This is a genomic window from Streptomyces sp. CA189, assembly GCF_056428985.1.
In genome coordinates this window covers 49,743-61,757 of record NZ_JBWJVM010000001.1, presented here as the reverse complement: position 1 = coordinate 61,757, position 12,015 = coordinate 49,743, and the positions used below count along the sequence as shown (strand labels likewise).

Below are 12,015 nucleotides of genomic sequence, written 5' to 3'. Positions count from 1 at the left end.
GAGCCGCCTCATGACCCCCGGTCCGCTGTCCCTGCCGCCCGTCGCGGCCCCCTTCCAGCTCCCCTTCCACTACGGAGCCCTGCACCACATCGGGCTGGACTACCTGGTCGATCCACAGCCGGTGCGCGAACTCCTGGCCAAACACCACCCGGCCCTGAGCGCCGCGGAGTTCGAGGGGCGCGCGCTCGTGTCCCTGAACTACCAGCTCTACTTCGCCCAGTACGCCTTCGGCGGCGGTGTCACGCAGGAGATCGAGTGCAACATCGTCGCCTTCCCGACGGAGGCCCGCGGCCGGCTGCCCCGCCTGACGTACGAGGAGTACGCCCACGGCTACGACCAGACCAAGCTGCTCGGCATCGCCCGCATCCACGTCCTGTGCGACAACCCCTTCGCCATCGATGCCGGGCGCAAGCTGTACGCCGAGCCCAAGTACCCCGGCTGGTTCGAGACGACGATGCCCTCGCTCAACGGACCCGGTGGAGATGCCTGGTCGGTCCGCTGCAAGAAGGCTTCGCCCGCCCCGGACGGCGCGAGCATCACCCGGCACGAGGCCGACCTGCTCTCCTTCACAGCCGACCTGACGGGGCTGGACCACACTCCGGCGAACAACACCCCGATCACCGGCTACGGCACCGATGAGGGAGGCAGGGCACTGGCCGGGCCGATGAACGTCTACCAGCCCTACCGGCAGTACACCCTCGGCCCGGCCACCACCGCCCGCGTCAGGCTCACCCTCCACGACACCGCTGCGGAGGCAGGTCAGGACCTCACCCGGCTGATCGGCGACACCCCCGCGGCCGGGGCGTGGACCTACCAGTCACCGCCGGTCGCCGCTCACAACCGGCCCTACTACCTCGGACCCGCGGCGCCGGATCCCGAGGAGGGGTCGACTGCCGCGGCTCCCTGAGAGGACGCCGCCGGCGGGTTGGGGTGCCGGTCAGGGGTGCCGGTCGGGGAGTCGGGAAGCGGGCAGCAGGGCCAGGGCGAGGAGGAGCGCTGCGATCGCGTACGTGGTGCGGAAGCCCGCCGGGGTCGTGCCCGCGCTGCTCAGGGTGACGGAGAGGAGGGCCGTGCCCGCCGAGGCGCCGATCTGGGAGTTGATGCTGAGGATGGTGCTCGCCGCGGTCAGGCGGGCCCTCGGGAGGTCACGGCTCGCGGTGGTCATCGTGGGCATCAGGACCATTCCGGCGCCGATGCCCATCACCACCGAAGCCGCGGCGAACCGCCAGGGCGCCACCTCCGGGGACCCGGCCTGGAGGGCGGTCAGGGCCATGCCCAGCGCGCCCACCGCGATCCCGGCCCGGATCAGCCGGCGCGGGGAGACCTTGTCGACGCGGCGCGAGGCGATCTGCATGACCAGCCCGACGGCGAGCCCGGTCGGCGCGCCCAGTAGCCCCGCCGCCGTCGCGCTCATGCCGCGGCCCTGCTGCCAGTACATCGGTCCGAGCAGCATGGATCCGAAGTAGCCGCAGGTGAAGAGGGTGAGCGTGGCGATTCCCGCCCGGAAGGTGCGGTCGCTCAGCAGCCTCAGGTCGAGCAGCGGCTCGCGGGCCGTCAGCGCGCGGCGGCCGAAGGCGGCGACGAGCGCGGCGCCCGCCAGGGTGGGGAGCAGGGCGTCGGGCGCGGTGAAGGTGCCGCCCTCCCCGCCCCGGGCCAGACCGTAGAGGAGCAGGGCGAGGCCGGGGGAGAGCATCAGCAGGCCGGGTACGTCCAGCCGGGGCGCGGCGGCCTGCTCGCTCGGGGCGTCGGAGCTCAGCAGCTTCGCGGCGAGGATCAGGGCCACCGCCCCGACGGGCAGGTTGACCAGGAAGATCCACTGCCAGGAGGCGGAGTCGACCAGCCAGCCGCCCAGCACGGGCCCGGCCACCGGCCCGACGATGATGGGCAGCCCGAGCAGGGCCATCACCCGCCCGAGCCGGGCCGGGTCCGCCGTGCGCATCACCATGGCCATGCCGACGGGCATGAGCAGCCCGCCGCCGAGGCCCTGTACCGCGCGGAAGGCGATCAGGCTCCCGGCGCTCCAGGCGCACGCGGCGAGCAGCGATCCGAGCGAGAACAGGGTGAGGGCGCCCAGGTAGGTCCGCTTGGCGCCGAACCGGCCCATCGCCCAGGCCGAGGCCGGGATGACGGCGGCGAGCGCGAGCGTGTACGCGCTGGCGGCCCACTGGATCGTCGCCAGCGGTGCGTGGAAGGCCTCGGAGAGGCGGTGCAGGGCGACGTTGACGATCGTCATGTCGAGCACCGACATGACCGAGCCGACGATGACCACGCCCGCGGTCCGCCGGAGCAGCCGCGCGGATGAAGCCGATGAAGCCGATGAAGCCGATGAAGTCGATGACGCCGACGCGCTGGCCGGGTCGGCGGTGTCGGCGGGCCCCGCGGCGCCCGCGGGCCCCGCAGTCGGTTCGGGGCCGCCGGGTTCCTGGATCGTACGCATCCCCGTGCCCCCCTCAGCCCTGGTACGGGCGGCTCGCGCGGGCCTCGCGCAGCGCCCGTCCCCACCAGGCCAGCTGGCCGACCATGCCCTTGACCGCGCCCTCGGCCACGGCGGTGTCGCGCGGTGCGCCGTCCGGGCCGAGCCCGGACCACGGCCCGTGCAGGCTGACGGAGTCGCGCACGGTCACGGCGTGCAGCTCGGCGAAGACCAGCCGGAGCTGCTCGACGGCGCGCAGGCCGCCGCCGAGGCCGCCGTAGGAGACGAAGCCGGCCGGCTTGGCGTGCCATTCCTCGCGGTGCCAGTCGATGAGGTTCTTCAGCACGGCCGGGAAGCTGTGGTTGTACTCGGGGGTGACGATGACGAAGGCCTCGGCGGCGGCCAGCCGCGGGCTGACCTCCGCGAGGGCGGCGGCCGCCCGCGGGTCCGGGGTGCCGCCCCAGCCGGGCATGACCAGCGGCAGGTCGACGTCGGCGAGGTCGATGAGGTCGAGGTCCAGGCCGCCGAGGGCGCCCGCGGCGCCGAGGAACCAGTCGGCGACGGCGGGGCCCTGACGGCCCTCGCGGACGCTGCCGAGGATGACGGCGACGCGCAGCGGCGCGTCCTCGTGGGGGGCGGCGGAAGCGGTGTCGGAAGCGGTGTCGGGCATGGCAGGGTCCCCCTCGTTGGCGAGGCGGCCGTTCGGTACGGCCGCTCCTCCGGTAAACTACAACGAGCGTTGTAAAAAATGCAACGGTCGTTGTACTTTTTCTGTGGAGGCGAAGTGAGCAGCGGCACCCATGCCAAGAAGCTGGAGAAGCAGGTCGCCATCGCGAGCGCGTCCTGCGGGGTCTTCGGCCGTCAGGGCTACGCCCGGGCCACGGTCGACGAGCTCGCCGCCGCGGCCGGCGTCTCGACCCGCACGCTCTACAACCACTTCCCGGGCGGCAAGGCGATGCTCTTCGCCACCGTCGTCACCTGGACCTCGGGACGGGTGAGCGACGCCCAGATCGCCCAGATCGAAGCCGTCCTGAACCCCGAACGCCCGCCCCGCCCCGAGGATCTGGAGCGCGACCTCGTCGCCTTCGCCCAGCGGATCATCGGCCTCATGACGGACTACGCCGACCACTTCGCCCTCGTCCGCCACATCCACGCCGAGGCCGACCACGTGCCGCCGGAGGTGCTGGAGGCCTGGGTGAACGCCGGCCCCGGCCCGGTGTCCCGCGCGCTCGCGGACGCGATGGCGGGCCTCGACGCCGCCGGGCTGCTCGACGTACGCGGTGACGCGATGCTGGCGGGCGCCCACTTCATGGCGCTGACCGCGCACTCCATCTCGCAGCTCTCGCACTACGGGGTCGTGCCCTTCCCCAGGGAGCAGACCGACCATCTGATCGCGGGCGGCGTGGGCGCCTTCCTGCGGGCCTACCGGGCCGGTTGAGCCCCCGGTCGCCCGGCCCCCGCCCCGGGGCTACGTTGGACGGGTGAGCACGACACGGTTGCGCAGGGCGGCTGTGGGAGCGGCCGCAGTGGGGCTCCTGATGGTGCCCGTGGGGGCCGGTGTCGGGTACGCGGTGGACGTGCCGACACCCCCGGCGGCGAGCAGTCCGGCCGTCTCCGACGAGTTTCCGCAGCTCACCCCCGCGGTGGCGCGCCAACTCGACGACGCCATCCGCAAGGTGATGGACGAGGCGAAGGTGCCCGGGGTTCAAGTGGCCCTGTCGGCGCCGGGCAAGGGAGCGTACGTACGGGCCTTCGGCGTGGCGGACAAGGCCACCGGGGCGCCCATGACCGACGGCCTCAACATGCGGATCGGCAGCGAGACCAAGACCTTCACCGTGACCGCGATGCTGAAGCTGGTCGACGAGGGCAAGATCGGGCTGGACGACCCCATCGGCACGTACATCGAGGGCGTGCCGAACGGCGACCGCATCACGCTGCGCGAGCTGGCGGGCATGCGCAGCGGGCTGTTCAACTACTCGGCCGACGAGGACTTCTTCAAGGCGCTGACCACCGATCCCCGGCGGCCCTTCACCCCGCAGGAGCTGCTCGACTACTCCTTCAAGCACCCGGTGCTCTTCGAGCCGAACGCGCAGTTCGACTACTGCAACACCAACCTGATCCTGATCGGGCTCGTCGTGGAGAAGATCAGCGGGCAGACGCTCGCCGACTACATCACCGAGGAGGTCATCGAGCCCGCCGGGCTGAAGAACACCCTCTTCCCGACCGGCGCGGAGTTCCCGACCCCGCACGCCCAGGGCTACACCGACCAGACGGCCTCGGGGAAGACCGAGGACGCGGCCGACTGGAACCCCTCCTGGGGCTGGGCCGCCGGAGCGATGATCTCCGACCTTCCGGACCTGCGGCGGTGGGCCAAGGTGCTGGCCACGGGCGAGCTGCTCACCCCCGCCACCCAGGCCGAGCGCCTGGATGTCGTACCGGCCCTGCCGGGCACCGGCTACGGACTGGGGATCTTCAACGTCCAGGGGTGGATCGGGCACAACGGCTCGCTGCCCGGCTACCAGTCGCTGGTCGTCTACGACGCGCAGTCGAAGGCCACCCTGGTGGTGCTGCTCAACACCGACATCGCCGCCGAGGGCGAGGAGCCGAGCACCCTGTTCGGCGAGGCCATCACCAAGATCGTGACCCCGCAGCACGTCTACACCCTCCCGGCCCAGCCCGTCACGGGGGACGAGGACCACTGACCATCCGGCGGGCCGCCGCCTCGGCGAGCGCCGGCAGCGCCGAATGGTCGGAGTCGGAGGGGAGTTGCAGCATCAGGACGTGCTCGCCGCGGCGCAGGACCACGCGTCGGCCCCGCAGGTACGCCTCGTCGGCCGCTCCCGCGCCGACCGGGGTCGCCCCGCGCTTGTGCGTGGCGAGCAGCCGACGGCCCAGGGCACTCGAAGCCGTCTGCATGAGCAGGAACCCCTCTCCGTCCGGGGTGTCGTAGGTCCGGATTCCGAGCTGGGGGGAGTGGTCCGACTCGCGCAGATCCGTCCGGAGGATCCGGGCGGCCTCGGCGAGCGGGAGGAACTCCTTCGGGTCGCCCCGCGCGAACAGTGCGGCCACCCCGGCCCAGGGGGCCCCGGGCCCCTCTTCGGTCGCCTCCTCGTCCGAGGACTCGTTGTCGTACTCGTCCTGCGAGTACCCCGCCGGGAACAGCTCGCCCTGTGGCGAAGGCGTCACCAGCACCACCTCGTAGACGTGCCCGAGCACCGGTCCCCGCAGCACCCGTACGACGGCCCCCTCGCGCAGCGCCCCGTACAGCTCGGGCCGTACGGGCCAGGCGGTGACCGAGGTCCGCCCGCCCGGGTCGAGCGCCAGGTGGCGGACCTCCTTCGCGGCGCGCAGCCGCACCACCTCGCCCTCGCTCCAGGCCCGTCGGGACAGGTCCAGCAGGGCGGTGGCGAGGAGGAAGAGGTACCCGAGCAGCGCCGGGCCGGTGATCAGCACCGGAGGCAGCTGTGCCCACGCCGCCTGCGGGGGCACCGCCCAGTGCCCGGAGGCCCGGAGCCCCCCGGTGAAGGCGACGAAGGCGAGGAGGCCGCCGTAGACGTACGCCGCGAGCGGGATCACGGGCCGCCGGCCGGTCCACAGCCAGCGCGAGCCCATGAGCACGCCGATCAGCAGGACCAGCTCCACGACCAGCAGCGGGACGCTCTCGACCGGGAGCCGGACCTCGGTCGGCGGACCCGTGTGCCACCAGGCCACCAGCAGCAGCACGATCGAGGCCGACCCGGCCCGCCGCAGGGCGAGCCGCACGCTCTCGCGCGGCGGGCGCAGGGCGCGCGCCGGGGCGGGGGCGTACCGCAGCCGGACCTCGTGCCAGCCGCCGCCGTACGTCGACCAGGCGCGCCGCTCGTCGCGCGGGCCGAGCGGGAGCACGGCCAGTGCGGAGCGGGCCACCCCGGTGGCGGCGGCGTAGGCGAGGTAGCGGTCCCAGAGGGTCACCGCCGCCGGGGGAAGCCCGGGAAAGGACTCGTCGCGGGCCAGCCACTCCCGTACGCCGAGCCAGTGCGCGCAGGCCTCGACGCCGGCGGGCGTCTCGCGCTCCCCGGTGAGACGGGAGACCAGCACCGAGCCGCAGGCCCACCCGACCACGCCGATGCCCAGGGACACGGACCAGGCGCCGGCCCCGGCGAGGGACAGGAACAGCACGGCCGCCAGGGCCGCGGGAGCCACCGCCGCCAGGGTCAGCCCGGCCTTCACCCGCGCCGGGTAGCGGTCCCGGGCCAGTCCGCGGGCCCGGGCGTCGGCGGCCACGGCCCGGCGAAAGGCCCGCCACCAGCCCCGGTCCTCGTCCTCGGTGCCCCGGGCCAGGGCTCCGACGGGCAGCACCCCGCCCGAGGCCAGGGCGGTGACCCGGTCCAGCACCAGGGCCTCGTAGGGGAGCAGGTCCTCGGCGGTCGCACCGGCGTCCTTCCCCCGGGGAGGCCGGATCCGGACGAGGGTGTCGCGCGGGTCGGGGCCGGTCTGCTCAAGGGCGAGGAACCCGCGCCCGGCCAGGTCCAGGAGCGTCGCGCGCGGGGCGCCGCGGCCGGACTCCCAGCCGCCGGTCAGGAACTCCACCAGCGCGGGCGGCTCGGGCCGCAGCTCCATCGTCGGCCCGTCGGCGGCCACGGGCGCGGGCCGGGTGGCGGCCACCGCCCAGCCGACGGCGGACAGCCACAGCAGGACGGCCACCAGGGCGGCCGCCGCGACGAACCAGGTCCAGGTCACCTAGAACCGGACCTGGACCGGGCCGGTTTCGCCCTCTCCCGCTCCGAAGAACGCGCGGACCCGGAAGCCCAGGGGCCCGGCGATCAGCAGGGCCGGGAAGGCGGAGACGGCGGTGTTGTAGGCCAGCACGGCGTCGTTGTAGTACTGCCGGGCGTACGCGGCGCGGTCCTCGGTGGTCGCCAGCTCCTGTTGGAGGGAGCCGAAGTTGTCGGCGGCGCGCAGTGCCGGATAGGCCTCCGCGAGGGCGAACAGCCCGGTCAGACCGGTGCGCAGGTCGGCCTCGGCCCGCTCCTTGTCGGCGGGGCCGCTCGCCCCGAGGGCCGCCTCGCGGGCCCGCACGACGGCCTCGAAGGTGCCGCGTTCGTGGCCGGCGTAGCCCTTGACGGTCTCGACGAGGTTGGGAATCAGGTCGTAGCGGCGTGTGAGCTGGACGTCGACCTGGGCCCAGGCGTTGTCGACCTGGTTGCGGCGGCGGACGAGTCCGTTGTAGGTGGCGGTCAGCCAGACCGGAACCAGCAGGACGATCACGACGCAGACGATGACGATCGTGCCGAGCGGTGTCATGTACGGCCCCCCGTTGCGGGGCCGGTCCCCTGCCGGCCCGGCCGTAGCGTAGGGCGACGCCGGTGGATTGGGACCCCCCGCGCACAATGGAATCGGCGCGCGGGAGTGGACGAGGGAGAGCGACATGAACGGTCGGACGACACAGGGCGAAGTCCTGGGGGCGGGAGACCCGGACAAGGTGGTCCTGCGCGAGGCGGTCGAGGCGGACCTGGACACCGCCGCCGAGCTGTTCCGCGGCTACCTGGAGTTCTACGAGGTGGACGTGGAGGACCCGGAGCGCCCGCGCGCCTTCCTGGCGGAGCGGCTGGCGGGCGGGGACTCCTTCATCCTGCTCGCCGAGGTCCCGGGTGCGGGCACGGTCGGCTTCACCCAGGTCTACCCGATGTTCTCCTCGCTGGCCATGAAGCCCGCGTGGCTGCTGGGCGACCTGTACGTGGCCCCCGCCGGCCGCCGTACGGGCGCGGGCCGCGCGCTGCTGCGCGAGGTGCTGCGCCGGGCGCGGGAGGCCGGGGTCTCGGGCGTGCAGCTGGAGACGGCGTACGACAACCTCGTCGCGCAGGGGCTGTACGAGGCGGAGGGGTTCGTCCGCGAGGAGTTCCACATGTACTTCCACGGCCTCTCCGAGGCGGGTTCCGAAGCAGTCTGAGATCGGCTGAAACATTCCCGGCCCCCGTCGCGTCATTGGGGTGAGACGACGCGAGGGGGAGCGGATGGGGTACGGACGCAGAGATGGGTTCCGCGAGTTCGCGACGGTCAGATCGGCGCATTTGTACCGGTCGGCCTGTCTGCTGACGAGCGGTGACACCCACCTTGCGGAGGATCTCGTACAGGAGACCCTCGGGCGGATGTACCTGCTCTGGGCGCGCGTGGCCCGGATAGACAATCCGGCGGCGTACGCGCAGACCGTACTGGTGCGTGCCTTCCTGACGTACCAGCGGCGCAGGTCGGCGGGGGAGCGTCCGGTCGGGGATGTCCCCGACGCGGGCGCACCTGCCGGCGGCGATCCCGCGCTGCGGCTGACGCTGTTGGAGGCGCTGGGCGGGCTGGCGCCGAAGGACCGGGCGGTCCTGGTGCTGCGGTACTGGGAGGACCGCAGTGTCGAGGAGACCGCCGACGCGATGAACGTCAGCTCGGCGGCGGTACGGACCCGCAGTTCGCGGGCGCTGGCCCGGCTGCGGGAGCAGCTGGGCGGCTCGCTCGCGGAGTTCGCGGGTCGCTGATCCCGCGCCCTCGTGTGTGCACCTCCTCTTCTCCACTCTTCTCATCCCACGATCCCGGTGAACGGAAGGTCTGATTCCGCATGTCCTTTGAAGATGAGCTTGGTGAAGCCCTCCGGCGTACGGGGGACGGCTTCACGTCCGAGGGTCGCGACCTCATGGGTGCCGGGGAGCGGCGCGGGCGGCGGATGGTGGCCCGTCGCCGGGCCGCCATGGCCGGCGGATCGGCGCTCGCCCTGGCACTGATCGGCACCGCCGGGGCCTACGCGAACGGGCTGCTCGGACCTGGCTCCGGCGGGGGCCGGGCGAACGTGGCGTCCTCGCCGGAGCCGCCCGCGCTGGGGGCGTCGGCGCCGGTGCAGCGCGACAAGAGCGTCGGAACCGGCGCGGTCTCCGCCGAGCAGCTGAGCGGGGTGCTCAAGCAGCTTCTGCCGCAGGGCACGCTCACCACCGTCGAGGCGCGGGGCACGGACCACGAGCTGGGTCCGATGGTGAGCGCGGTCTTCGACGACGGCGAAGGCAAGAGCAGCGTCGGCTTCGGCCTCTACCGGATCGACCCGAAGGGCGAGAGGGCCGAGGACATGCTCAAGTGCCCCTCCAAGACCACCACGAAGTACGACAGTTGCACGTCGGAGACGCTCGCGGACGGTTCGCGGCTGTTCCTCTACAGGGGCTACGTGTTCCCCGACCACCGGGCTGACGTCAAGTCCTGGCGCGCCATCGTGGTGACCCCCCAGGGGTTCATGGTGGACGCCCACGAGGAGAACGCGGCGGAGGAGAAGGGCGCACCCGTCAGCCGTCCGACACCTCCGCTCACGCTCGCGCAGCTCCAGGCCGTCGTGACGTCCCCGCTGTGGCATCCGGCCCTCAACGACCTGCCGGCCGCCGGCCAGTCCGAGGAGGCTCCGCCCGCCCGCCGGGGGACGAAGGCGGCGGGCATCCTGGAGGAGCTGCTGCGCACGGACGGGATCCCGGTCGTGCTCCGGGACGAGGAGGGGCCCAATCTGGGCTACCTGGTGCTCGACGAGGGCAAGGGCAAATCCCTGGTCAGCCTCGAGATCCAGCCGGACAACCCGGCGGAGCCGGGGACCTGGGCGGACCTCTTCACGTCCGCCGAGACGCTGCCGGACGGAACGAAGATCCTGACCCGGCAGGGGAACGGGGACAAGGACGTGCCCGGCATGGTCGAGTGGCGCGTCGAGGCGCTGCGGCCGAACGGGACCCGGCTGATCGTGTCCGCGTTCAACGCCGAGACCCAGTCGTCGTCGGCGGTGACCCGCAAGGAGCCGGTGCTGCCGCTGCAGCGGCTGAAGGAGCTCGCGACGAGCCCGAAGTGGGCCTCGGAGTACGGGCAGTAGAAGCAACCGGCAGGCAGGCCGCTCCCTCCTTCGCGACCCCCTCCTTCGCGACGCCCTACTTCGCGTCCGCGTAGCACTCCACGACGGCCGTGGTGAAGGGGAAGCGGACGGGGGTGTCGCCGAAGGTGAGGCGGCCTGCCAGGTCGCCCGCCTCGCGGATCGCCGCGGCCACGGCCTGCGCCTCCTCCTCGGGGCAGTGGACGATGACCTCGTCGTGCTGGAAGAAGACCAGCTCGGCCCGCATCCCCGCCTCCGCGAGGGACCGGCGCAGGGCCGCGAGCAGGAGCAGCGCCCAGTCCGCGGCGCTGCCCTGCACGACGAAGTTGCGGGTGAAGCGGCCGCGGGCCCGGGCGTCGGTCGAGGCGTAGCTCGGCACCCAGCCGTCGGGGGCCTCCTCGGCCTCCTCGGGATCGGCCGGCGGCGGACAGGTCCGGCCCAGCCAGGTCCGTACGAGCCGCCCCTCCTCGCCCGCCTTCGCGGCGTCGTCCACGTAGGCCACGGCCCGGGGGAAGCGGCGGCGCAGGGCGGCCAGGTTCTTCAGGCCGTCCCCGGAGGTCTGCCCGTACACCGCGCCGAGCACGGCGATCTTCGCCATGTCGCGGTCGCCGGAGAAGCCCTGGCGGGAGATGGAGGTGTACAGGTCCTCGGGGCGGCCGGCCACCTCCATGAAGGCGGGGTCGCGGGAGATCGCGGCGAGCACCCGGGGCTCCATCTGGTCGGCGTCGGCCACCACCAGCCGCCAGCCGGGGTCGGCGACGACCGCCCGGCGGATCACCTTGGGGATCTGCAGGGCCCCGCCGCCGTTGGTGACCCAGCGGCCGGTGTAGGTGCCGCCGGGGATGAACTCGGGGCGGAAGCGGCCGTCGTGGACCCAGTCCCCGAGCCAGGACCAGCCGTGGGCGGTGTAGATCCGGTACAGCTTCTTGAAGGCGAGCAGCGGCTCCACCGCGGGGTGTTCCAGCTCCTGGATCTCCCAGCGCCGGGTGGACTTGAGCTTGATCCCGGCCTCCGCGAAGGCCTTGACGACGTCGGCGGGCAGCTCGGGCCGTACGCGCCGCCCGAACGCCGCCGAGACCTCGTCGGCCAGCTCCGCGAGCCGGCGGGGCTGGCCGCGGCCCGCGTACCGCTCGCCCAGCAGCTCGGTGAGCAGGGACCGGTGGACGTCGGCCCGCCAGGGCAGCCCCGCGCGGTTCATCTCGGCGGCCACGAGGAAGGCGGCCGACTCGGAGGCCACGAGCAGCCGCATCCGGTCGGGGTGGGCCGTGGCGTCGAGCCGTTTCGCCTGGTCGGCGTGGACGGCCACCAGGGCGTCGAGCGGGACGGGGGCGGGCTGGGGGTCGAAGAGGGAGTGCTGGCTGCCGGGCTCCGCCGCGCGCTGCGGGGGATCGGGCGGGACGGGCGCGTTCGTCAGCCGGGCCCAGGCGGCGGCCGCCGAACGGGGTTCGCCGAGGCGGCCCTCGTGGGCGAGCAGGAGCAGCTCGGCGTCCTCGATGTCGTGGCAGCGCTCGACGCGGGCGCCGGCGGCGAGGAGTCGGGGATAGACGGCCTGCGTGGAGCGCCAGACCCAGCGGGTGCCCGCGGGGGCGGCGCGGATCGCCTCGGCGGGGTCGGTGGTGGTGACCCGGGCTCCGCCCGTGGGCCCGTCGGGCCCGGGTAGGGGCACGGCGTGCCAGCGGCCGTCGCCGTCCTCGGCGAGGGCCCACCGGGGGGTGCGATCGCTCATGAGTGCGAGTGTCCCACCGGG

General features: G+C 73.5%; 11 protein-coding genes. 6 read left to right on the top strand and 5 right to left on the bottom strand.

The window, feature by feature from the left end:
• The first annotated feature begins 10 nt into the window (after nt 1–10).
• Nucleotides 11–907 carry a hypothetical protein gene (locus tag AC061S_RS00280; RefSeq protein ID WP_478683730.1) on the top strand — a complete coding sequence of 299 codons (897 nt, stop codon included), beginning with the start codon at nt 11–13 and terminating at the stop codon, nt 905–907.
• A gap of 30 nt (nt 908–937) precedes the next feature.
• Here the strand turns inward: AC061S_RS00280 and AC061S_RS00275 are convergent, their stop codons facing one another.
• Both AC061S_RS00275 and AC061S_RS00270 read right to left on the bottom strand, forming a co-directional pair.
• A complete protein-coding gene (locus AC061S_RS00275; protein WP_478683729.1) occupies nt 938–2,437 on the bottom strand; it encodes a DHA2 family efflux MFS transporter permease subunit in 1,500 nt (499 codons plus the stop codon).
• 13 nt (nt 2,438–2,450) lie between these two features.
• Complete coding sequence (locus AC061S_RS00270) at nt 2,451–3,083, bottom strand: NADPH-dependent FMN reductase (RefSeq protein WP_478683728.1); 633 nt, start codon at nt 3,081–3,083, stop codon at nt 2,451–2,453.
• A 114-nt stretch (nt 3,084–3,197) separates the two neighbouring features.
• Here AC061S_RS00270 and AC061S_RS00265 point away from each other — a divergent pair, with 114 nt between their 5' ends.
• Nucleotides 3,198–3,851: a TetR/AcrR family transcriptional regulator gene (locus AC061S_RS00265; RefSeq protein ID WP_478683727.1), complete on the top strand. Its 654-nt coding sequence runs from the start codon at nt 3,198–3,200 to the stop codon at nt 3,849–3,851.
• Between the two features lie 100 nt (nt 3,852–3,951).
• Nucleotides 3,952–5,115, top strand: a complete 1,164-nt coding sequence (locus tag AC061S_RS00260) for a serine hydrolase domain-containing protein (RefSeq protein WP_478684076.1) — start codon at nt 3,952–3,954, stop codon at nt 5,113–5,115.
• Here the strand turns inward: AC061S_RS00260 and AC061S_RS00255 are convergent.
• Nucleotides 5,093–7,132 (bottom strand): DUF2207 family protein, encoded by a 2,040-nt coding sequence (locus AC061S_RS00255; RefSeq protein ID WP_478683726.1) that lies wholly within the window; start codon nt 7,130–7,132, stop codon nt 5,093–5,095. The genes AC061S_RS00260 and AC061S_RS00255 overlap by 23 nt on opposite strands.
• Nucleotides 7,133–7,696 (bottom strand): LemA family protein, encoded by a 564-nt coding sequence (locus AC061S_RS00250; protein WP_478683725.1) that lies wholly within the window; start codon nt 7,694–7,696, stop codon nt 7,133–7,135. It lies immediately after the preceding gene.
• Between the two features lie 124 nt (nt 7,697–7,820).
• On the opposite strand from AC061S_RS00250, the gene AC061S_RS00245 reads away from it, so the two are divergent.
• From AC061S_RS00245 to AC061S_RS00235, 3 genes are all read left to right on the top strand, one after another.
• Nucleotides 7,821–8,342, top strand: coding sequence for an N-acetyltransferase family protein (locus AC061S_RS00245; RefSeq protein ID WP_478683724.1), 522 nt, complete (start codon nt 7,821–7,823; stop codon nt 8,340–8,342).
• 64 nt (nt 8,343–8,406) lie between these two features.
• Entirely contained in the window at nt 8,407–8,916 is a 510-nt protein-coding gene (locus tag AC061S_RS00240) for a SigE family RNA polymerase sigma factor (protein WP_478684075.1), read from the top strand.
• 80 nt (nt 8,917–8,996) lie between these two features.
• A complete protein-coding gene (locus tag AC061S_RS00235; RefSeq protein ID WP_478683723.1) occupies nt 8,997–10,271 on the top strand; it encodes a hypothetical protein in 1,275 nt (424 codons plus the stop codon).
• A 55-nt stretch (nt 10,272–10,326) separates the two neighbouring features.
• On the opposite strand, the gene AC061S_RS00230 is transcribed toward AC061S_RS00235, so the two are convergent.
• Nucleotides 10,327–11,994 carry a bifunctional 3'-5' exonuclease/DNA polymerase gene (locus AC061S_RS00230; RefSeq protein WP_478683722.1) on the bottom strand — a complete coding sequence of 556 codons (1,668 nt, stop codon included), beginning with the start codon at nt 11,992–11,994 and terminating at the stop codon, nt 10,327–10,329.
• Nucleotides 11,995–12,015 lie beyond the last annotated feature (21 nt).